14 protein-coding genes are annotated in these 24,320 nt (G+C 39.1%); 3 read left to right on the top strand and 11 right to left on the bottom strand.

Features of this window, described 5'->3' with window-relative positions; translation table 11 throughout:
• Window positions 1-329 precede the first annotated feature (329 nt).
• The 10 genes from AAU57_RS08675 to AAU57_RS08630 form a co-directional block, all read right to left on the bottom strand.
• Window positions 330-1,769 carry a glycoside hydrolase family 30 protein gene (locus AAU57_RS08675; RefSeq protein WP_055412535.1) on the bottom strand — a complete coding sequence of 480 codons (1,440 nt, stop codon included), beginning with the start codon at window positions 1,767-1,769 and terminating at the stop codon, window positions 330-332.
• A gap of 124 nt (window positions 1,770-1,893) precedes the next feature.
• Window positions 1,894-3,168 carry an RICIN domain-containing protein gene (locus tag AAU57_RS08670; RefSeq protein ID WP_082438593.1) on the bottom strand — a complete coding sequence of 425 codons (1,275 nt, stop codon included), beginning with the start codon at window positions 3,166-3,168 and terminating at the stop codon, window positions 1,894-1,896.
• A gap of 12 nt (window positions 3,169-3,180) precedes the next feature.
• Window positions 3,181-5,502, bottom strand: a complete 2,322-nt coding sequence (locus AAU57_RS08665) for a glycoside hydrolase family 3 N-terminal domain-containing protein (RefSeq protein WP_055412533.1) — start codon at window positions 5,500-5,502, stop codon at window positions 3,181-3,183.
• A 17-nt stretch (window positions 5,503-5,519) separates the two neighbouring features.
• A complete protein-coding gene (locus AAU57_RS08660) occupies window positions 5,520-6,617 on the bottom strand; it encodes a SusE domain-containing protein (RefSeq protein WP_082438592.1) in 1,098 nt (365 codons plus the stop codon).
• 33 nt (window positions 6,618-6,650) lie between these two features.
• Window positions 6,651-8,123, bottom strand: a complete 1,473-nt coding sequence (locus AAU57_RS08655; RefSeq protein WP_055412531.1) for a glycoside hydrolase family 30 protein — start codon at window positions 8,121-8,123, stop codon at window positions 6,651-6,653.
• An 11-nt stretch (window positions 8,124-8,134) separates the two neighbouring features.
• Entirely contained in the window at window positions 8,135-9,514 is a 1,380-nt protein-coding gene (locus tag AAU57_RS08650) for a RagB/SusD family nutrient uptake outer membrane protein (RefSeq protein WP_055412530.1), read from the bottom strand.
• Window positions 9,515-9,518: 4 nt separating this feature from the next.
• On the bottom strand, window positions 9,519-12,611 hold the full coding sequence (locus tag AAU57_RS08645; RefSeq protein ID WP_055412529.1) for a SusC/RagA family TonB-linked outer membrane protein: 3,093 nt from the start codon (window positions 12,609-12,611) through the stop codon (window positions 9,519-9,521).
• 654 nt (window positions 12,612-13,265) lie between these two features.
• A complete protein-coding gene (locus AAU57_RS08640) occupies window positions 13,266-14,882 on the bottom strand; it encodes a DUF6377 domain-containing protein (RefSeq protein WP_055412528.1) in 1,617 nt (538 codons plus the stop codon).
• A 424-nt stretch (window positions 14,883-15,306) separates the two neighbouring features.
• Window positions 15,307-16,275 carry a type I phosphomannose isomerase catalytic subunit gene (locus tag AAU57_RS08635; protein WP_055412527.1) on the bottom strand — a complete coding sequence of 323 codons (969 nt, stop codon included), beginning with the start codon at window positions 16,273-16,275 and terminating at the stop codon, window positions 15,307-15,309.
• A 27-nt stretch (window positions 16,276-16,302) separates the two neighbouring features.
• Window positions 16,303-17,115 (bottom strand): dolichyl-phosphate beta-glucosyltransferase, encoded by an 813-nt coding sequence (locus AAU57_RS08630; RefSeq protein WP_055412526.1) that lies wholly within the window; start codon window positions 17,113-17,115, stop codon window positions 16,303-16,305.
• Window positions 17,116-17,286: 171 nt separating this feature from the next.
• On the opposite strand from AAU57_RS08630, the gene AAU57_RS08625 reads away from it, so the two are divergent.
• Genes AAU57_RS08625 through AAU57_RS08615 form a run of 3 tightly spaced genes read left to right on the top strand, consistent with a single transcriptional unit; the run spans window position 17,287 to window position 23,112 of the window.
• Window positions 17,287-20,379 (top strand): hypothetical protein, encoded by a 3,093-nt coding sequence (locus AAU57_RS08625; protein WP_055412525.1) that lies wholly within the window; start codon window positions 17,287-17,289, stop codon window positions 20,377-20,379.
• Window positions 20,376-21,614, top strand: a complete 1,239-nt coding sequence (locus AAU57_RS08620; protein WP_055412524.1) for a hypothetical protein — start codon at window positions 20,376-20,378, stop codon at window positions 21,612-21,614. Before AAU57_RS08625 ends, AAU57_RS08620 begins: the two co-directional genes overlap by 4 nt.
• Window positions 21,601-23,112: a glycoside hydrolase family 2 TIM barrel-domain containing protein gene (locus tag AAU57_RS08615; RefSeq protein ID WP_055412523.1), complete on the top strand. Its 1,512-nt coding sequence runs from the start codon at window positions 21,601-21,603 to the stop codon at window positions 23,110-23,112. The genes AAU57_RS08620 and AAU57_RS08615 overlap by 14 nt, the downstream gene beginning before the upstream one ends.
• A gap of 2 nt (window positions 23,113-23,114) precedes the next feature.
• Here the strand turns inward: AAU57_RS08615 and AAU57_RS08610 are convergent, their stop codons facing one another.
• Complete coding sequence (locus AAU57_RS08610; protein WP_055412522.1) at window positions 23,115-24,317, bottom strand: glycosyltransferase; 1,203 nt, start codon at window positions 24,315-24,317, stop codon at window positions 23,115-23,117.
• Between the last annotated feature and the right edge of the window lie 3 nt (window positions 24,318-24,320).

Genomic DNA, 24,320 nt, shown 5'->3' with positions numbered 1-24,320 from the left:
AAACAATAGCTCCAAAATAAACCGTGAAAGAGCAACTTTCTATAATTATCTTAAAACTCGTTTTAAAATTTGTTCTTCAAAGTGCAATAATTGTACCCTATTTGTACCTTTTAAATATAACCCTCTAAAAATCAGCATTAGTTATTTTCTGCATCGGCAAATAAACAGATGGAACTTGTAGAACAAAGTTTCTCTAAGACAGGACATCATCCAGTCTATGTCGGTGATTTTAGAAATTGATGGAGATGTATACTAATTCATTTTACTTTTGCAAGTTTCGCTTTCGCGAAAGCGAATTCTATTATCACAGTTTTTTATGAGAAAAAACTTTACTCAATACGAACCGTATTTTCTGAATGCCACAATAAAGTAACGGCTGAACGACCTGGTAAGCCATAACTGACCGTTTTTCCTTCCCAATTGATATGAATTGGTTTCATAGTATCTGATTTGTTGTAGGCCAAAATAATGATTTTTCCATCTGGGTTTTTGAGTGCCACATTAACGATGGTATCATTTTGAGTTGATGCTATTCTATGCGCTCCTGGATTTACGAATTTAGAAAGCTGACTAATGACGTAATAAGATACATTTTTAGCAAAGTTAGCGTCATTTTCTATGGTTACGGCTCCTAGACATTGATCGCAACCACCAGTTGTATGTGGTCCATAAGTGGCATCTGTAGCAAGGTTCCACTCAATTACAGCCTTAGAATGATTTCTTAGGGAACCCACGACGACATTTTCCAAATGCCATCCAAAATCTTGATCAAAATTACTGTTCGAACTTGTGTATTGTTCTGTAAAATATACATTTTTACCTGTTTGATCATACACGGTACCCATTGCTGAAATATCACCAGCATAGAGATGAAAAGCTGCACCATCCACATATTGTGAATTATTCAACACATCAATAGGATATGCTGTATTATCACAATTATGATCAAAGGCTATAATTTTTGGGGAATATGCTGAATTGGCTAGAGTTGGCCCTAAATGATCGTTGATAAACTTTATTTGCTCTGCAGAGCTCATAAGCATACTAGGTTCATTACCTGGGTGTTCTGGTTCATTTTGAAGTGTTATGGCCCATATTTTTATACCTTCTTTGTCCATTGCCTGGAGATACTTTAAAAAATAGTCTGCATATGCCTGATAATGGCTAGGTTTCAAACTACCTCCTATCCATGTGTTGTTGCTTTTCATCCATGTAGGTGCTGTCCATGGTGTCGCCATTATTTTGATATCTGGATTGATTTGTAGGATTTCCTTCAGCAATGGAAGTACATGAATAGAATCGGGACCTTGCAAGCTGAATTCGCTCATATCAAAATCACCATCGGTTTCATTGTAGGTGTAAACGGAATTGCTCAAGTCTGAAGCACCAATACTAATCCTCAAAATGGAAATTGCGTTACCATCCTTCTGATCAAACAAATCTGTGAGCAAACTTTCCTTGATTGCTGGTTTTAAACTATTTATAACTTGAGCGCTGCCTTGTGTTAAGGCAAAACCTAAGCCGTCAATTGTTTGAATTGATTCAGATTCATCTATGTTGATGGCATATTGCCCGGTAATTGCTCCAGGTTTGAATGATACCGATTCTTGTTCCTGCAATAGGGCGATTTGATCACCTGTAGTAAGCCATACAGTAGCTGTTTGAGCAGTAGATACGTTAGATATTACAATAAGAGAAACACACAAAATTAATGCAACTTCAATCTTAATTCTGGTTCCGTCAACTAAACTGGTAAAACTGGAAGTCATGTCTTCGTAATTTATGCGTTTTGTGAGAATGATTTACTCTGGTATTTAAAACAAAGCCAGTCCTATCACAGCAATTAAGGACTGGCATCATTTTGAGTTAAATAAATTTAAAAGGCTAATTGATTTATTCTACAACAATTTTTGTCACTTGAACAGATTCATCGCTATTCAAAATACGAACTAGATAAAGTCCTGTCTTTAGATTACTTACATCCAACACAGTGTTTTGAGAAATGCTTGAAGAATCAAAACTGTTCGTCATTCTACCTTGAAGATCAAAAATCTGCACCTTTGGGCTATTCAAGTTTTCATTAAAGTTGATATTCAATCCAGTTTCAGGGTTATAGAACACAGATGCCATTGTCACTTTAATTTCTGGAGTATTCAAAACAGATGGTTCTACTGTTTTAAACTGTTGATTGACATTATCTGAAGCACTGTCAAACGTTTGAATTTGACCACCAGCTACACCATTTTCTACATCCCAAGCACGAATAGGACTGTTTACCGAACCAAAACCACAGCTCGTGTGAGCTACTTGAAAGTTATACGCACCTGCTGCATCTGACTGTACAAGTTTGAAATCAATATTGTTATCGCTCGCGCTAAAAGAAGCACGCACATCTCCAAATTGACCACACCAATTGTCTTTCATTCCCAGATAATTGCCAGTCGCAACGTTTTGAATTTGATATTCATCATTACCTTGATGAGTAAAAGTCCATATTTGTGCATCGTCTAATGCGTCTGGATCAGTCATGAATGCATCAAAATCTGGAGAATTAGGAGCTGTGACCGTTTGATTAAGATTCTCGTTAAGGATAGCATAGTTACCATTAGGAATGATCTGGCCTGATGGTCCTAATTTGCTAGGGTCTATGATAAAAAATTGCTGATTGGCATTAGTTGGATCATTATCAAAAGTCTGCAATTGACCTCCAGCGGCTCCACCTTCAATATCAAATGCACGTACTGGAGAATTAGTGGAACCGAACCCGCAATCTGTAAAAGCGACGGTAAAAAGATAACTGCCTGGCAATTGACCAGGTATCAATTTAAAGTTAATGTTCGTATCGGTACTGGCAAATTTTGCCTGAACATCTCCAAATTGTCCACACCAGTTGTCTTTTATCCCTAAATAATTTCCAGTTCCTACATTTTGTATTTGATAAATATCATCACCTTGATGTGTGAAGACCCATTGCTGAATGGGATCAGTATCGCTGGGAGACGTCATTTGTGCGTCAAAATCAGGTTGATTAGGTGCTGTTACAGCCTCGTTATTTACAGATGAAAAAATCGCATATGTACCATCTTCTATCACCTGGGAAAAACCAGAGGCATAGACACCAAATAGTAATGATGCCATTAATAATTTTAATGAAGTAATTTTTTTCATGATGTTTGATTTTTAGTTTGTTATTGTTTCCGTTTTTGATAGGTTGATTGTTTTACTGTGATCACTAATGACAATTTCAAAGTCACCTTGTTCCACAGTCCATTGTAAATTCTGGTTGACAAATGCTAAATCCTCAGCTTTAAGGATGAACTCTACTCTTTGCGATTCTCCAGGTTTGATTTCCACTTTCTTGAATCGCTTCAATCGTTTTGTGTCTGGAGTTATAGATGCATATAAATCTGACGTGTAGAGCTGTACCACTTCTTTTCCAACTCTATTTCCAGTATTTGTCACTTTGACAGATACCTTGATCTCATCATCAACGTCATAATCATTTTTATCAGTTCTTAAATCTGAATAGTCAAACGTCGTGTAACTTAGGCCGTAACCGAATGGATATTGAATCGCAAAATCAGATTCATAATCATAGACTCCGTCCATCTTGTTTTGGCTTTCTGATGGTTTATAGTTATAGTTTACCAAACTGTTACTGTACAATGGATATGTATATGGCAACTTTCCTGAAAAGTTTGCCTCGCCATACAACAGTGTAGCTAAAGCATCTGCTCCATAGTTTCCTGGTAAATAGGTTTGAATGATAGCAGACATGTGCGGCTCAATCTCACCTATAAGTCTAGGACGTCCTTCATTAAGGACAAGAACCATTGGTTTGCCTGTTTTAGCAAGCGCCTTAGCCAGATCTATTTGATTCTGTGAAATTTCAAGATCATGTAAGTCTCCTGGTTTCTCTGTATAAGAATTCTCTCCTAGGCACAAAATAATGACATCAACAGTCTGTGATGCCTCAACTGCTGCATTTATATCAATGTCTTTTTCTTCCCAGTATTTGCCCTCATGGTCATAAGAGACACCTTCCTTATGTATTACATTATCAGCTCCCAGTTGATTGGTAATCGCCTCTAAAATCGTATTGTAACCTTGTGCAAACTCTTCTACCTTTTCACCTTGCCAGGAGTAGCTCCAGCCACCATTGAGTGTGCGCATAGAGTTACTGTTTGGTCCCGCAACTAAAACTTTTTTACTTTTTGATAGCGGTAATATTGCGTTTTCGTTTTTCAGTAACGTGATGGATTCCAGTGAAGCCTGATAGGCCATTTCTTGAAATTCTGTACTGGCAAATTTGGGGTATTCCGCTTTCGCGAAAAGCGATACGTCAAACAATCCTAACTTATTTTTGAGATTAAGAATACGTTCTACAGCATCATCAATACGGCTCATGTCTACCTTTCCCTCATTCACCAGTTCTACAAGATGCTTGCAAAAATCAAAATTGTAAGGGATCATGGACATATCTACACCAGCATTTACTGACATCATAACAGCTTCTTTCATTGTGGCTGCAACCTTATCCCTTTCATGAAGGTTCTCAATATCCTTCCAGTCAGTAACGACTAGTCCTTTGAAATTGAGACGTTCTTTCAACAAACCAGTAAGTAATTCCTTATTGGCATGAACCGGTACACCGTTGATAATTCCAGAATTGATCATGATAGAGGATGCTCCAGCCTCAATGGCCCTTTGGAATGGTGGAATGTGTAGTTCTTCCAACTGTATATTAGATATGATCGCTGGAGTGCGGTCTTTTCCATTTGTAGGCACTGAATAGCCTAAAAAGTGTTTTAAGCAGGAAGACACGTGAAACTTGTCAATTGCTGTGGATGATTTGTTTCCTTCATAACCCATTACCATTTTCTCACCAAAAACGGAAGCCAGATAAGGGTCTTCTCCAAAACTCTCCCAAATTCTAGGGAATCTAGGGTCACGGCCTAAATCAAGTACAGGAGAGAAATTCCAAGGAATTCCAGAAGCTCTGGTTTCATAAGCGGTAATTTCCGCCGCGGTTTTTGCAATTTCTGGATTCCATGTAGCCGCAAGTCCTATCTGTTGTGGAAAAAAGGTAGCTCCTGCTGTATACGTAGTGCCGTGAATGGCATCGATACCATAAAGTATCGGTATTTTAAGGCGTGTATCTTCTTTAGCTACCTGTTGTAGCTGACCTATTACCTCGTGCCACTTATCTCTAGTTCTTGCTCTATTATTTGCTGTATTGAGAACAGAACCTATCTTGTAATCAACTATTGCCTTTTTTACTAACGCGGGATCCAATTCCAGCGGTTCATCGCTTTCCATCTCATTTTTCCCCTTCGTGATAACATCTAGGGTAATTTGCGCCATTTGACCTACTTTTTCCTCGATGGTCATTTTCTCTATCAAGGATCGTATTTCAGCATTTGAATAGGTGACCGTCTGGGATTTTGAGAAATTGCAGACCAGAGCAATGAGTATGAATATGTATAGCTTACAGTGTGACATGAGTACGCTGGATAATTTTAATTGTTAATGGAATAAACCGGCTGCTGGCCTGAAAGATTGAGCGTGACCGTAGCTTGTCCTAATTGGGATAATGGGATATCGTCGACTGTAATTCCTTGGTTATTAGCAATATCTTCGGCTAATACTTCATTGCTACCTACAAGCTTTTTGATTACAAAGCCCCAATCTTGATTAGCTCTAAAAATGAAACGGTCGTTAGGGTCGCCAGCGTCAGCATCAATAAATTCATAGGTTAAGGCCCATGTTCCATTTCCCTGATAGGTCATAGGAACATCGCCGCCCCAACCATTAGTGATCACATTTCCAACTATACTCCAGGTGATAGGTTGCAACTCATAGGTACTGTTTATAAAGTCGACCCTAATCCTGTAGGTAGTGGTTCGTTCTGGCGATATAGGGTCACCACCAGCACTTATAGTTCCATTGCTACCACCAAACACTAATGATCTATTTTGAAAGCCGTAAAAGCTAAATGTTCCAGAAGAGTTCAATGAAGTATAGCCCTCGTACTTATTAATAGGATCTCCATTTGCATTAAAAAGACGACGTAGAAGAATCCCATTTTCAGGATTGTCACCTACCTCAGTTGCTGTTCCTGCTATGTACAGTTTTTCTGGTGTTTCTGGAAAATCAAAACGTGTCATTGAGATCGTTCTTAATGATATCTCACTGTTTTGTTGTGCAGATGCGACAACTGCCCAGGACAGATCCATTGACTCGCCAGAATTCAAACCTGCATTACTAAGTGCCTCGTCTAATCGTTCTTGAGGTATGCTAATGTATGTGGCTTTACCGCTTTCCGCGGAAGCGGAACTATATAAAGGATCAGATAAATCTGCTCCATCTTCTACCAGTAGAAATTCATAGGTTACAAGAAACCCAGAATCTGTGGTTGCGGGATTCCATGAGAATTCAATATTTGACTGTGCTTGTTCTAAATTCAATGCAATTGATGCATTCTCTGAAGGATAAGACAATTCAGCAGCACTAATAGTGAAAGCCTTAAGTTCGTCTAGGTTGTCCTCCTCATCTTCGCAAGAAGACAATACCATCGTTGACAAAAAAATCAGTGTTAGGTACTTGAATATTTTCATGACTTATTATTTAAATTAATTTGAATCTGATCACTAATCCCATGTAAATGTGGTGAGGCTGCCGTTGGGAACTGCATAATTAAAACGCTGCCCATTCATTTCTATATCTACCCTAATATCCTGACCACTCAATCCAGAATCATTATATAACACCAGTACTTTAGAGCCATCAGGATTTTTAAATGCGACATTGAGAAGTTGTCCTTCCACTTGTGTTGAATTGATAACTACCGCTCCAGATTGAACAAATTTTGAGAAATGACTAAGTATGTAGAATTCTGGATTTTTTCTAATAGCTCCCGAAGAGCTAACCTCGATAACGCCTGTGCAGATATCACAACCACCATTTGTCGGCCCGCTGTTTTCGTCCAAAGCTAGGTTCCATAACAAAATCGCCTTTGCACCTCTGCGCAATGTACCGATGAATACATTTTTCAAAAAGAAGTTAAGTTCTCCTCCAAATGTTGTATTTCCAGTGCGTATGCCAGATTGTTCGGTAAAATATATTTCTGCATCTGGATAGACATCTCTAAAGGCATCAATGTCTGATGGTTGACCACCATACGCGTGGTAAGCAACAGCATTGGTATACTGTGCCGCTAACGGATTTGATAACACTGTGGTAGGATAATCCGGATCTTCCCCAACAAAGAAATTATGATCATAGGATATTATTTTTGGAGAGACAGTAGTATTAGCCGCTAATCGAGGCCCCAAGTGCTGACCTATAAAGGTTGCCTGCATTTGAGCACTCATAAACATCGTAGGATAATCATCTGTAGCAAACAAAGGTTCATTTTGCGGTGTAATGGCATCTATTTCAATACCAGCATTTTTATAGCCTTCTAGATACATTTCCCAATAACGGGCATACACAGAGTAATTTGATGCCAACAGAAAGCCGTTTTCCAAAGAATTATTGCTCTTCATCCAGGCTGGAGCACTCCATGGAGAGCTCATGAATTTGATCTCGCTATCGATACTTAGTATTTGTTGAGCAACTGGAATGATCGGATTATCGTCTATCATATCCTGTTCCAAGGAAAATAGAGACAGTGTAGGATCTGGCGCACCTCCAGTCTCATTGTACGAATAATTGCCAATCTTAGTAAAATCAGAAGAACCAACAGTCAACCTCAAGTAACTTAAGTTCAATTGATCCTGAGCAAACAAGGTGTTCAAAGCCTCCTGATTGTTGTTCAAGAGAAAGGCAGATGAACCAGTCAGTGCAGCACCAAAACCTTCAACCTCTTGTCTGATGTCATTTTCATCAATTGTGATAACTAAATCACTGCGCACTTCAGTGGAGAATTCAAACTTATCAGGTAATTCCTGTACTAAAGAATTTTGATCTGGTGTGGTCAAAAATGCAGTGACCTGACCATTATTGCTAGTGGTATCTATTGTATTTAAAGCGGTGCTATCATCATAATCACAGCTAGTTATAAGCGTGATTACCGTTAAGAATACCACGGTACGTTTTAAAATAATCATTTTCAATGTCATCTTTTGTTTATTTAGTATCCTGGGTTTTGTGTCAAATTAGGGTTCCTATCCAATTCCGTTTGTGGAATAGGTAGTAGCAATTCAAATTCTGAAATGCTGATATCCTTTGATTCGTCAAGAGCCTCTGTCACTGCAGCAAATCCTTTGCGTTTCAAGTCAAACCAGCGGTGACCTTCGTACATGAATTCCAATCGACGCTCCTGAAAAATGGCGTCGTCCACTGAAACGGGATCTGTTTGACCACCATAATTAGGTAATCCTGCACGAAGTCTTACTCGATTAAGCAAGTCAATGGCATCACCAGTCCTATTAATTTGATTCAAAGCTTCTGCACGCATTAACAATACATCTGCATAGCGCAGGACAATCGTGTAGTCTGCAGATTGAAAAGCTTCTCCATTGCGCCACTTATAGAGGAATGACTCACCATTTCTTTGAACAAATGATGACGCTGCTCTACTATCACCACCTTGAAATTGATTGATACTATTAGGAGTTGGCGTGTTAAACTTGATGAAATCAAAGGAAGCCTCTGGAGTCGGTAGAACCAGTTCAGGAAATACATTGCCTTCAGTATCTCCTAGATAACGCACCGCAAAAATCACCTCATTATTGAACTTATTTTCTTGATTAAAGAGATTATCAAATCTTGTTTGCAAACCATAGCCTCTTCTCATAACCGCTTCCGTCCATACATCCACATTTGGATAATCCTCGAGTGTTAAGTATACCTTCGATAATAAAGCTTCTGCCGCACCTTTTGCCGCTCGTTCTGGATCGACAGGCACATCAGGAAGCAAACTTTGAGCTTCTAACAAATCCGTAATAATCTGATTATAAACCTCCTGCTGAGCAGTTCTAGAAACGTTGAGTTGAGCGGGATCTAAAGATGTGGTTTCAGTAGTTACCAGAGGTACATCACCAAAGAGTCTAACTAAATTAAAATAATGCAACCCTCTTAAAAATAAAGCCTCACCTAAAATGCCTTCCTTTCTGCCAGTATCAAAAAGTGCTTCATCCATTTGTTCTACACGATTTAGCACTGTGTTTGCACGATTAATAGCGCTGTACATCTGGGAAAAGGATCGTGTAATAATCGCGTTAGTTGGATTGACATTAAAGTTGTCTATCTGAAAATTAGCTGCATTATCTCCACCAGCAAAACAGTTATCTGACCGTACATCACCGTAAACCAGCATGTCAAATCCATAGTATGAATCTGGTTGGAGGCCATCATAACAGCTTATCAAAACAGCTTCTGCATCTTCTTGAGTTTGATACAGATTACCCGTTGAAATCTGGGTGATAGGTTCTTTGTCTATGAAGTCATCTGAGCAAGCCGTAAGGAGAAAAGCAGATAACAAAGCGCATATATATGAGTTTATTTTCATCTTTTTAAAAATTTAAGTTTGCACCAAATAAGACTGACTTAACTTGAGGATAAGTACCAAAATCAATATTTGAGGATATCGTACTACCGCCATCTCTACTTACCTCTGGATCATATCCTGAGTAACCTGTCCAGGTATAGAGATTTCTACCTTGCATGTAAACTTTGAAACTGGAAACATTAAGGTAATCCAGAACACTGTCAGGCAGATTGTAGGACAGCGTGATTTCCCTAAGTTTTATGAATGAACCATCCTCGACCCATCTTGATGATGCTCTACCATTCTGTGCAGGATCTCCAAAAACAGCAATAGGTAAAGAGCCATCTCGATTTTGGGGCGTCCATCGGTCTAGAGTAGTGGTTAATTGGTTTTTAAAAGACGATTGGTTCTCAAGTTCGAAACGCGAGGCGTTGTAAATGTCTTGCCCTTCATTTCCTTGAAAGAAAACAAATAATTCTAGACCTTTATAACTAAATGTATTGCTTAAGCCATAGGTATAATCTGGTAACGCGTTACCAATAATGGTACGGTCTGCTTCATTTACGATTCCGTTGCCATCTATATCAGAGAAGATAACATTTCCGGTGTTGGGATCAATACCTTCTGCCACATAACCAAAGAAATTACCTATAGGCTCACCTTCTCTAATGATAGCGACGTTACCTTGATCTGGAACACCACCGCCAAAAATAGGACTACCTCCTATATCTATTACTTCATTTCTATTAATACTAATATTGGCATTTAAAGTCCAGTTGAAGTCATCTGTTTGTATTGGAACAGCAGTCCCGCTAAATTCCAATCCTTTATTCACCATCTCACCTATATTTTGCAAGGAATTTGAAAACCCAGAGGTGGTTGGAATCTCTCTATTTAATAGTAGATCATAAGTACGCTTGTAATAGGCCTCTGCCGTAAAAGACAATCTTCTATCAAAAAGAGTCAAGTCTAGCCCGATGTTGTGGCCTTCTGTTGATTCCCAAGTCAAGTCTCTATTTTCAATTTGAGATGGAAAAAACGCGGGAGCTATCTGACCATTGATGGGATAATTAGCTCCTGGACTATAAAGGCCAAAAGAATTGAAATCACCTATTAGTTGATTACCTAACGTCCCATAGCCGTATCTTAATTTTACGAGGTCTATCCAATCGTAATCATCTAAAAATGTTTCTTCAGACATTAGCCAAGCCGCTGAAGCAGCATAGTAAGTAGCATATCTGTTATTGACTCCAAATCTGGAAGAACCATCTCTTCTCAATGTAGCGTTCAACAAATATTTATCCTTGTAGTCAGCCGTCAATCGAGTGAAATAAGAAATGTTCGCCCATGCAGACTCTGATGCTCCAACGTCTACTGCTTCAGATGCGGCTTCCGCTGTTTGAACTGATGCATTGGTAAAGCCTTGACCTACCAAAAAAGAGGATTCAAATTTAGATTCCTGAGCAGTGGTTCCCAGCAAAAAACCAAGGTTTAAATCTTCATTTACATCAAGGTTATAGTCAATCGTATTGTCCCATGTCCAGACCAATTCATCAAAATTTTGATTGGTGGCCTGTCCACCTAATGCCCTACCGTTGCCGGTCGTAAAAGGATCAATAAAATTATCCACCTTAGCGGCATTAAGATCCACGCTAAAAGAAGATTTCAATTTTAGATTATCTATTAAATCGTATTCGCCATAAACGTTAGAAATAATCTTGTAGGTCAGGCTTTCTAAATTTTGACCACGAACCAGTGCAATTGGATTTTCAAGCGCTTGATATGGATTTAAAGGATAGGTGCCATCTGCGCTTTGGACTGGAATGGTTGGTGGGGTTTGTAGAGCACTTAAAACCACACCACCTTGATTGACTCTGGCATTATCACTAATGGCAGAGCTTTCTGTTCTCGTTAATGCGATGCTGGTTCCTACTTTGAATTTATCATTCAAATCAAAATCACCATTGAACCTCAACGAATATCTCTCAAATTCTGAAGGATCTATAACGCCTTCCTGATTTCTATATCCACCCGATAAATAATAATTGGAATTCTCACTACCACCAGAAAAAGCCAGTTGGTAGTTTTGAATAAACGCTGGATCGTAGAGTTCCCTCTGCCAGTCTGTATTATTTTGAAATCCAAATGGATCTGTTACTGGATCAAGACCTGCATTTGCTAATGATATGTTCAAATAATCAATGTACTGCTGGCTATTTAAAACCGGTAAAGTGTTGATGACTTGATCTTCTCCTACATAAGACGAAAAATTAAAAACAGATCTATTGCTTGAGCCACGTTTAGTAGTGATAAGAACGACACCATTAGATGCTCGTGACCCGTAAATTGCAAGAGCAGAGGCATCTTTTAAAACATCCACCGATTTTATGTCAGATGGATTGAGACCTTGGGTATTTAAAACTTGGACACCATCTATGATGTAAAGAGGTTCCACACCAGCAGATATAGAATTAGCTCCACGTATTCTAACCGAGACACCACCGCCAGGACTTCCTGAGGATTGAATGACCGAAACTCCTGGAACGGTACCTACCAGAGCCTGTTCTGCAGAAGTAAACGGCTTATCTTCAATTTGTTCTTCATCTATAGAGCTGATGGATGTAGTTACTTTACGTCTGGAACTTTCTCCATATCCTATGATAACTATTTGATCCAGAACATTTTCACTCACTTTCATCAAAACGTCCAGACGATCATCGTTTGCGATCGTAATTGTTTGAGTCGCATATCCTTGATAGGAAAATTGAATTTGGTCACCTGCACTGGCTGTGATTTCATAATTACCGTCAATGTCAGTGACCGTACCTTTATTGGTAGTCAGGTTTACAACGGTTACACCCAATAGTGGGCCATCTGCGGTAGTAACTTTTCCTTTGATCACGTCTTGTAAGACAAGATAAATATCACCCAACGCGATCGTTTCATAAGTAGTAGTATTATCAAGATCAAGAGAGCTTAATGTTATTTCGCTTTCGCGAAAGCTGCTTTCATCATCATATAACGTGAAGCTCGAGGCTTGAAGCGGATTTACAAAAGCTATAAGAAATAGCCCTGCCAGATAACAACTACCTCTAGAAAGATGAATTAATGATTTCAAAATTGATTGATTTTTAGGTTGATATGTTATAGATAATACAGGATAAGTGATTGCAGTTTAGCGAAATGACTAAATTCTGATTCAGATGTAATCGACGATATTTTGTTTTGTCTTAAGGCTTTTTTAAAAGTCTGTATTCTCATTTTTTAAAAGAATTAGAAGTCAAATACTCTATGGTTACTTATTAGCTGTTGAAACAATGAGGTTGAATTAGTGTTTTGAATATTCATCTCGTTTCTCATTAAAAACTAGTAATCCTGTTCTTGGAATTCAGATAAGTAATTTGGAAATGAAATTGTCCTACGATAGCTACATCGATGTAGTTACTGCATTTAAAAACTCATTTCTTTTTAAGATTACGTGATGAGCAACTACAAAATTGTAAGGACGATTTTTCATAAGTTTTAGATTTAAGTGAGGTTTCTCACAGCGCTTACGAAGAAAGGAAGATTTAAGGCTCTAAACCATCACGAAAAAATTAAAGTGGATCTATAGAAGCTTTTTAAATATTTAAACATCTAGTTTACAGACGCTTAATTAAAAGTATGATTAGAAATAAAGTAGTAGGTTTTATTGCATATTAGGCAAAAAAAGTAGCTGATATATCCTAATTCAATAAAAGATTCGTCAGGACTTTTAAATTGGAGGGCTTTTTTAAGTAATTTGTTTCACCTCTTCTTCAAACAAATCTCTATCACCTCTGGACTTGTTTTTCAACTTTACCCGATAATTATATATCGTGTTTACAGAATAATGAAGTAGCTCTGCTATTTTGGAACTGTCACAAATCCCTAATCTTATTAAAGCATAAATTCTCAACTCAGGTGTAAGAAGTTCGTCCTTTTTGATTTGGATTTGTTCGTCTTCTCTTAAAAGACTATTTACTTGTGCAACAAAGTCTGGATAAATTTGAAGAAAAATATTGTCGAAATTATTATAGAATGAACGTTGTTCCTCTTTAATAACATCGTGGGATTTAGTTCTCTTCAATAATTCATCGTACTCCTTTCGCAACAGCATTTTAGTCACGGTTTTTCTATATCCATCAAGTTTGTTCAAGTAATTGGAACTTAAACCGAGTAGACTGCCTATGTAATGCTCCTTGATTGTATTCGTTTTACGTAATTCCTCAGATAAATCAACCAATTCATTATTTGTATTCAATAGCTTTTCATTCACTTTCTCTAATCCACGTCTTGCTTCAACAATTCTCTTTAGCTGTTTATTGATATAAATTATGGCCAGTGTGAGTAAAACAGCCATTAAACTGATTACTATTATACTAACCCATAAACTTCTCTTTTGAGCTTGAAGTTCTGTTTCATAGGCTTGATTAATGGCAGGAAGTACATTGGCAATAGTTACAAAACGCAGCTTTGAATTATACTGCTTAGCATCTTCAAAGGCTATGTTGATGTATTCATGTGCCTTTTCAACTTCACCTTGCTGAAACCGGTCTACCGCTAAGTCAGCTAGCGAAGCATTGTCCTTTACAGCTGCCTTAATATCAGCCGTAGCGGATTTTGCTAAATAGGCTCGACGCTTTTCAACATTACCTAGGGAATTATATATGCTAGATATGAAAAATGTCAAGCCCGCATACTCTCTTGAGTCGGGAGACAATTTCTCAAGTAATTCTAAATTTATATCAAGGCTTTCTTTGAGTTTTCCATCATCCCTCAATCGCATTTGCAGCATATACTTATAAAGGTCAGATTGGCGCGGCAATTCGTCCAGCAAGGAATCCGCATAGGTTTTATATTGCATTAAGTAAGAATCGCTGGATTCTTGAAGAGGTGTGTAATTCCCCATTTGTTTATAAAGCAAAGAAAACTCATACAAATAAGTGTAGCGATTTGCCTTAGTCAAGTTGTCTTTGGGAATATTCTCTAAAATGTCAAAGGCCTCTTTGTAGTTTCCTGAAGAGGAAAGTTTTGAAGCTAACTGCAATTGGGACTTGATCAATAAGCTGTCATAGCCTATTCTTTTCGCAGTACTTATATTCTTGGAAATATGATATACCGTACTGTCTAGGTTATAATCCTTATAAAGGTCTATAAGTTTTTCTCTTTCTCGATAAGCCTGATAATCATTAGTCACAGCTTGCTCCAGCCTTGACTTTATTTTCTTTATGTTTTGGAGCTTTGCACTCTCATACTCCTTTCGTTTGTTTATTGCCGCATCAAGATCATTCAAAAGCTCATTTTCTTGAGATAAACCCAAGAAGGCTGAAAAGATAATAAGGAGAAATAAAAAAGATTTTAGACCCATTATCCGAAGATATAAAATAAGGTCAAAATCAACGCGACCATAAAAATACTTGAGTCTACCCTAACTTTATATTTCAAGAAAATCTACCGTAAATTTTTGATTTCCTGTAAGTATTATAAAAAGCAATGACCTAAGCTTTAGGCACATGACATTTTATGAAATCGGATTTGCTGAAACGCCAGTAAACCATTTCAAAATCATTGGATAGCTGATAGTAAGAACTGTAAACTATCCAGCTTATCAAATATTTGAACATTACAGTTCAATGCTTATAGATGGGAAATCCTTCCCTCGGAGTATTTTAGGAGAAATAAATGTACACCTATCCTCCACCTGATTATGCAGAATACCAGTAATATCAAGACATTGAATATTCTGCATCGGCAAATAAACAGATGGTATTTTCCGCTACATCCTAAATAACCTAGGCAATATAAACCTCCATGAACTTAGCTCCGTTTGAAGTGAAATGGGTTGTATTTGCCGTAGCCGGCAGTAAAATGGTTTCGCCTGTTTGAACCGTTTCCGTAGTTCCATTGATGGTTACTTTAGAATTTCCTTCTACACACATCAAGATTACAAAAGAATCGAGATTTGAATACTCACGATCAAATTGGTGACGCACTTCAAAGATGTTGGTAGTAAAATAATTACACTCAACTACGTTAGCAACGTCATTTGCTTTTACTTCAAAATCCTTTTTGCTCTCTTCTTCAAACTCTTTGGTAGATTTCACAGACTGATCTAAATGTAGTTCTCTTTTACAACCACTGCTATCTGTACGATCCCAATCGTAAACTCTGTAGGTAATGTCTGAAGTCTGCTGAATCTCTGCAGCAACCACACCAGCTCCCATTGCATGAACCTTACCGGCTGGAATGAAATAAGCGTCTCCTTTACTTACTTGGTTGCTTTCAAAAACATCATATACATTCTCTTTACCGACGGTTCTTAATATTTCGGTATTGGCTGTTTTGTCTTTCATTCCCACGATGATTTCAGCTTCTTCTTCATGATCCATGATGTACCACATCTCTGTTTTTCCAAATGACCCGTGATCTTTCTTTGCTATAATGTCGTCTGGATGTACTTGAATGGATAGATTCTCTTTGGCATCCAGGAATTTGATAAGTAAAGGAAACTCATCACCAAATCGCTCGTAATTCTTAGAACCTACAAAGTCTTTGTTATAGGTTTTCAACATTTCCACTAGCGATAGTCCTTTATAGTCACCGTTTTTTACAACAGAAATATTTCCCTCGACGCCAGATATTTCCCAGCTCTCGCCTACATTATCTTTATCAGTATTCTTGTGAAGTACATCGCGCAGTTTAGAACCGCCCCAAATTTTTTCTTGTAAAATTGGTTCAAATTTGATAGGATAAATATTCATGGTGATATGATTTTAAGGTTATTGGAATTAAGCTGCAGTTCTTTGCGTAGATAGTGTTGATGCTGCAATTGTAAAATCGTGATCCACAACCACAGTGTTTCCTGAGTTGGTAAGTGCATAGTTCAACCAGATTTGAGTGAGGTTAAATGGGATTTTCAAAGCGTCTTTCATTCCTAATTTTGAATCTTCAACGTGAACCCATCTCATTAATGGTTGTTCAACAATCTGTTTCATGACCTTTTCCTTTCCTAGGTATTTTTTTAACCTTAGGAAGATCTCAACATCAAACAACCATCTGCTCAAAAAGCTTTTACCATATACAAAAGGCACGATCTCTCTTTTGAAAACCTTTGCACCGCATTGCGTGTCTCTAATAGGAAGTCCTAAGATCATTCCTATAAACTGCTTGATGAATTTTGAGAGGAGATTACGCATAAGATCACGTTTGATTCCTGCACCAGTTCCCATGTTTCTGGATCCAAAAACCATGAGCTTTTCATCTCGATGCAAGGTTTTTACCAGATCCTTAAAATCTCTAAAGTCTGTTGATAAATCTGCATCGATAAAGCCTATAGAAGTGATCTCTGGAATACCATACATATATTGAGATCCAGATCTTACGGCAGCGGCCTTACCCGCATTTTTCTTGATATCTACAATGCTGATATTGTATGGAGACTTCCACTGCATCTTTTCAAGGATGTCATTAGTATTGTCGGTACTACCATCGTTGACAAAGCACAGATGATAATCTTGATGAGAAATGGCAAAGTCCACGAACGCCTGTTGGTCGATTCTATTCGCTTCATTATAACACGGTATGATGATTCCAGTTTTCATAATATTTGAGATTAAATTCGTGACAAACTTAGAGCTGGTAAGGGCTGTGAGCTGTTGGTTTTCGGTCAATGGAGCATTTGTGTAGATGGAAACCGCTTATCGATAGTTAGAGCAGATTTTAAAACCTTTATCTTCGGATTGACGAAACTCATACCTCACGAGTGAATCAAAATGAAAGCATCGACTACCAATAAATATCTGATTGTAGCCATTCTAGTAGGCCTCGTTTTTCATGGCACATCCATGTTCTTTACCCTAGAGAAGACTTATGATGCGCTTATTCACCTGTTTTTTGCAAACCACTATGCGACCAGTTGGTTCGAGCCATGGAACTACAGTTGGTATACGGGCTTCACCGTTATGGGTTATCCACCGCTGGTCCATCAAGCTATAGGTGCGCTCTCTTTTATAGGCGGCTTGAAGTTTGGGATGTTTACAGTGGCCTTGATCGCTATCGTGCTATTCATTACCGGTGTGTATCGATTTACTCAGGTTTTGATTCCTGATAAAAAGGTGGCTGGCTATGCGGCGCTTCTCGCCGTGTTTTCATCATCGTTTGTAGAGACACTGCATATCTTCGGGCAATTGCCTAGTATCATAGGGATTTCCATTTTGATGCACGCGATGCCAGAGATCTATTTATGGATCAAAACGGCTCGCTATAAGCACCTTTTTAAGGCCTTGGCGCTGCTGGCAGTAACCGTGACTTCTCATCATGTCACACCCATTTTTGGAATGGCGTTCTTCATTTTTCCCTTAATTGGTATGGCGGTGATGGATGCTACCAGGGAAAAGGTGAATAGTAATAAAGAGGTGACCTTTTTCGCTTTCGCGAAAGCGTTATGGCAGCACCTCAAGCGCATCATCCTTTTTGGGGCGTGTTCCTTAGTATTGATCGTGGGCTGCATCCTGCCGTACTGGATCAATACCAAAAACAACCCGATAACTCAGGTTCCTATTCCACATGGATCTCGAGACAACTTTCTTGAGGTGACCTCTTCGGGACTGGTATTTTTTGTGATTCCATGGGGACTTTTACTCATCCTGCTACCCTATTTCTTTTACAGGTATTACAGCAAGAGATTGTTGTTCTTTGGTTTCTCATTTACCTTGCTCGCTGTACTTGGAACTGGCGGCACCACGCCTATTCCTTTGAAGATATTGGGTGAGAATGCTTTTAATATTCTTACTCTCGATCGTTTTACCTTATGGGCATCGATCATGGCCTTACCGGCTTTTGGTGAATTTTGCTACCGGTTTGTAGAAGGTGACTATAAAGAGTACTTGCAGGACAAATGGGGCAGCCTTGCCCATAGATTGTCTGGCGGATTGCTCGCCAGCTTATTTATATTCCTAGCCATTTTTACGATTACCCTTGGAAAGTTCCGACCCAGCCAGCCTGAAGAAATCAACATGCTGCCTATCGTCAACTTTTTGAATGAAGACGATCATGACATGTGGCGTTATTTGCCCTTGGGATTTGGCGATCAAATGGCATGGTTGTCTGCGCAAACCAAAGCAACTACCGTAGACGGCGATTACCATAGCGCGAGACGTTTACCAGAACTTACCTCACGAGCCGTAGAGCGACTAGAAAACTCAAAATACCGCGGAATTGAAGGTATAGGTTCGCTCCAGCAATTTCTTACCGTACCAGAAAAGTACCATTTGAAGTATGTGTTTTCCAATGATAAATTCTACGATCCACTACTCTACTTTACGGGTTGGCATCGATTGAGTTTATTGGAAAACGGAATCATGGTTTGGGAAAAAGCAGGAATCGCACCACTGCCCAGTATTTTGCCTAAAGACAATGTGCCTCTTTTTCAAAAGATCCTTTGGGGAACCATTCCTTTTCTAACCATAATTGTAGCCCTGCTATTGCACCTAAGATCGATGTGGACACGTTCCTCTAAAAGTGGTCCTGAGGAATTGCCTGCCTACATGCATTTTGCTACAGTCTACAGAAGACTGCCAAAGCTTCTTTACGGGATTTCCTTGATATGGTTCGTGATCGTGACGGTCTGTGTTGCTATAGGTATGTATATTTTTTACTTGAAAAACTCCACTCAAATCAGTGCAGAGAATGTCGTACTTGCCTACTACGATGCGCTGGATTTCAAGGAATTTGAACGGGCACATTCCTATCTGGATCCTAAAGCAGATAAATCCATCTCTCAGTTTATGCTCGAGATTTCGGTATCAGACGGTCTATTGAGCTCCTATGCCAAGCTGGATGAAATTGACATTGATATTACTGCAAAAACGGACAGTACCGCTACAGGTTTTGTAAAAGCCAACTGGGTCACGCCGCTCAAGGTTATTGATACTCGGGATACTTTGGATCTAGAAAAGATCAAAAGTAAATGGTACATCAAACCTAAACCTATTGATCCGGACGTACCACCAGAACAACTGGTTATACAGAGCAACACACAGTTTTACAATCATGGAAAGCGCAAGATAACCTCAGAGCAAACCTATCATGAGGATGTGCTCAAACAACCTGTGGTAGAGGTCTTGATGGCAAAAATGGTGGTAGTTGACGGTGAATATGCCATCATAGGTGAGATTCAAAATGTGGACAATGTACCTGCAGACATTTCAATTACGGGAACGCTCTATGACAGGGATAACAATCCATTAGCAAAATTCAATGCAAAAGATGTCATCAAACACAAATTGCTGCCTAAAGAAACGACTCCATATCGTATCAATTTTGAAGACATCGCATGGGCCAGCAATCAAGCCCAAAAGCCAGCTTCTTACGATCCAACAACATTCACAAAAATAGACCTGAGCGATACGCCTGTTAATTTTGAAGTACAAGTCGTAGCGAATGTAGCCACCACCGATTTATACCAAGCGGTAGCCACATCCCAAGTGGAGCAAAACGAAAACTTCATCAATGGTTTTCTATTTAACCCGAGCATAGAAGCAGCTACCATTCCGCAATTGTTGATCAGTTATTACAATCAGAATCAAGAACTGGTTTGGGTCGAATCCATTTATATTGATGAAAGTGTACGCCAGCAGCGCAAGCGTAAATTTCAAATTGATATTTCTAAAATCGCATTGCCAAGACTATTGTCAACCAGCCTGCAAAATGTTTCGGTGAATGGATTGCCCAATCAGAGCATCTCTGATAAAGTGGTTCCTAATCGCAATGAAATTGGTTTAACTAATCGATTGATTCCAGTAAAAAATATGCCGTTTAGATATATTTCCATTACACCTAATAGTTATATAGGAAATCCTGAATGAGAAAGCTGCATGTCTATATAGCTTTAATTTTGTTGCTCATCTTGAGCGGCATAGGCATATCATGGAATACCATGACTGGGGCGATTTCTCCATCACAGGAAAATGTACAGATCCAGATTCAAGAACCGCTAGATCAAAAAGTATATGCTAACGGAATTTCAATATCAGTTTTAGTTGCCGCATCCGTAAAAAAAGAGAATTTTAAACTCATTGTTTCTGGAACCTACGGCACTACAATTTTAAATCCCGAAAAGAAGGATGATAAATGGTTTTTCACAATTCCAGCAAGCATTTCCAAACGCGCTGGTGTCGTTCAATGGAATTTGGTTTTAGAGGATCTCATCATTCAGAAAGGCGAATTCCAATTATTGCCCGACATTAAAAATTTGAGTGCTTTGGAAAACTATTTGGGACCTCGCAGCATCGTGGCAAACATGAGAGATTATACCATGCTGGTCGCCATTCCTACAGATTCGCTGGACAACATGCTTCCCGACGATACAGAGGTTTTCCTAAAACACCAGTTCAAAAACAAAATTAACACTACTCCATTTGCCCTGGAAAAAGGCTTTGCTTGGCAACGTATTCCTGCGCCACTTTCTACTGGTAGAATTAGTACAGGCAGCACGCTGGACCAGATTTCTTCAACAGAACTGGTCGCCGATGTGTTTCCGGATGTCGCGGTGGATTTTCAACTATCGCTGGATCAAAATCATTCCTATGCAGACGGCAACGAGATTTCAACCTTCAAAACGTCCCAAATCACAGACGAGAACGGCAATGTGATGACTGATGGGACACTGGTCAAGTTTTTCGTGAGCGATGCTACCGGTTCCCAGTGGCAAACCATGGCGAGTACGATTAATGGGTACGCTTTCGCGAAAGCGATACATCCACAAACACCTACCACATGGACGGTTAAAGCTTTAATTCAAGGCATCGCAGAAAGTCCAGACCTCAACGTCACTTTCAAATCTATTATCGACGACATACCAGTGAAATTGCGAAATAATGACACCATAGTAGTCGGGCCGCTCACAAGCTATTTGGGCCAGATCATTCCCGATGGTATTCAAGTAACGATTGATTTTCAAGGAGAAACACAAATCCTCTTTACCGAAAAAGGAATGGCGAGCATCACTTTTGAAAGCGCCATCGATGAGAATGCAGAGATGACCATCGCCACTCTGGGATTAACCAAAACTTCTAAAATAGGATCGCTTGAAAAAGAATAAGACCTTGTATCGCATATTGATCGTGGCTGCTTTTCTGGCACTATTTGCTGGAATCTTATTCGGTATTAGTCAATTATTGGCCTACTTGAATACGGGCGCAGATCGTTCAACCATGCTGCATCTGGATCTGGAACGAGAAAATTATTATGTGCCTGAAGTGCTTTGGGAATCCATTGAAAACACAGGAAGACCACTAGAACCAGCCAATCAGGAAAAAATAGAGCAGGATTATCTCGACGCTTGGTATGTGAAAAATCAGGCGCTATTCACCGGTGATGATGCTGGAATTTATGAACGTTATACCAAAAGCGCCAGAGCCAAAGTACGCGAACTCATTTCTTACAATGCAAGCGAAGATATTAGTATTGAATCCACTACCTTAAGTCATCATCTCACGCTTGACTTTTACAATGCCGACGGTACATTAGCGGTGTTAACTGATCGTAATGTGCGCGGTGTAGAGCAACTCTCTCAAAACGACGAGTTTGTACTCCAACGAGAATTCAATAATGATTATCGCATCGTTCTACTGTTGGAAGATGGTTTCTGGAGAGTACGGCATTTTGAGTTGTTGCAAACACATCCTATCAAAGAAAATAAGCCCGTAATTTCCAGTGATGTCAGAAACCTGGCTGGATTAAATTATTACCCACAAGACAGTCCTTGGGACACTTTTGGAGAGAACTTCGATGCGGCACAAATCGCTGCCGATTTTAAAATTATTCAAGACTTACAACTGAATACTATTAGGATTTTCTTGAGCTATGAGGATTTCAAAATCAGCGAAGGTTCCATTGAGAAAATGGAAAAGCTTACGAAGTTGTTAGATCAAGCAGATAAAGCCGATTTAGAAGTGATGGTTACCCTGTTTGACTTTTACGGTGATTATGGAATCCAAGACTGGACTTTGACTAATGCCTACCTTAAAAATATCGTGGATCACATTAAAGATCATCCAGCCGTATTTGCTTGGGATATTAAAAATGAACCTGATCTGGATTATGACTCTCGAGAAAAACGCAAGGTGAATGCCTGGCTTTCACAGACGATCACGAGATTGAAAGAACTAGACTCCATAAATCCAGTGACCATTGGCTGGTCAACCGCTGCAGCGGCTGTGGAACTAGAAGATCAAGTAGATCTGGTTTCTTATCACTATTATCAAGATCTGGAAAATTTGTCTGCGACGCATCAAGAACTCAAATCAAAAACTACAAAACCTATCGTTTTACAAGAAATAGGCTGGTCCAGCTATCATGGCTTGTGGAACCCATTTGGGATGGACGAAGAAGATCAAGCCGAGAAATACACTGAGTTTTTTACAACGCAAAAGAGAGACAGTATTAACTATCTCTCTTGGACTTTATATGATTTTCAAGAGGTTCCTTCTAGCGTTGCGGGTTCACGACCTTGGCGACGCAACAAGCAACAATACTTTGGGCTTATTAATGTCGATGGTGAGGAGAAACCTAGCTACAATACTTTTTTGAAAAAGTAATCTTAAGCAGCTACTGGGAAATCAGCATCTACTGTTGCAGGTTGACTTTTAAAAGCATCGATATACATTTTAGTAATGACCGACATAGGCATTGCGGTGGCTGCTTCATAATTCACCTTGGCAACGTGATTTCTATATTCTGTATCGAGTACAAATCTCTTGATGGATAAGGCTAGAGAGTCCACATTGGATGGTAAAAACAATTCTGCCACATAGCCTTCATCTTCCATGAGCGTGCTTAGGTCACCTAAATCTGGCATCACAACTGCCTTGCCATAACTTCCTGCCTGATGCAATACTCCAGAACTTCCTGTGGTAGATGTATAGGGAAACACCACCATGGCACTTTCTCTAAAAATCACGGGAACTTCTTCTTCCTCTACATAACCAGTAAAGGTCAATTGTGGTACGTGGCTGTATTTCTTCTTCATGCTTTCTAGATATCCAGGAACATTAGGATTATCAGTACCAGCAATCACGATTTCTAGATCACGGCCCGTAGATTGACGTACTTTTTCTACTGCTTCAATCATCACTTCTACTTTTTTGTAGGTACCAAATTTTCCAAAAGTCATGATCTTCATAGGACCTTCTGGCAAACTGTAATCTGGTTCTGCTGGGATTTCAAATGTACCATGAGGTATCAAGATGCAATTGTTTGCCGCGTATTTCTCTTCCAGTATGTCCACATACTTTTGTATCGTTACAGCTACTTGATCTGCTTGCAGCACTACTCTAGTGAGCGTTTCGCCTATAAAATTAAAGATTTTGGACTTCCATTTGTTTTCGGTAAAACCTGCACTGCTCAAGTCTACGGCTTCCATAATATTGTGAAGCAGCACGATGGTTTTTACTTTCATCAGTTTAGTTACCCATGGAGAAAACAAGCCTAATGCGGCTGGTACTTTTTTATCTCCAAATTTCATGAATTGCAGATTGTATAAAACGGCATCAGGTTGGGTGGCTTTGACTGCCTTGGCGATGGAAAGCACATTGAACATACCGTTGAATTTCCAGCATTGCTTGACAGTAATCTTGCATCCATCTTCTTCAAAAGCAAGATCTGCAGCTTCTGGAGTGGTGTCAGTAAGCAACACGAGTTCGGTGACTTCTTCTTGCTGGCGGAAATGCTTTACCAAATGGTACGCATATTCATTTAAGGTAACTTTACTAGGTGGATAAGCGGTAACTATAGCGAGTTTCATAAT

It is taken from the genome of Nonlabens sp. YIK11 (assembly GCF_001413925.1).
In the GTDB taxonomy this organism is placed as follows: domain Bacteria; phylum Bacteroidota; class Bacteroidia; order Flavobacteriales; family Flavobacteriaceae; genus Nonlabens.
This window is presented reverse-complemented; position numbering and strand designations above follow the sequence as displayed.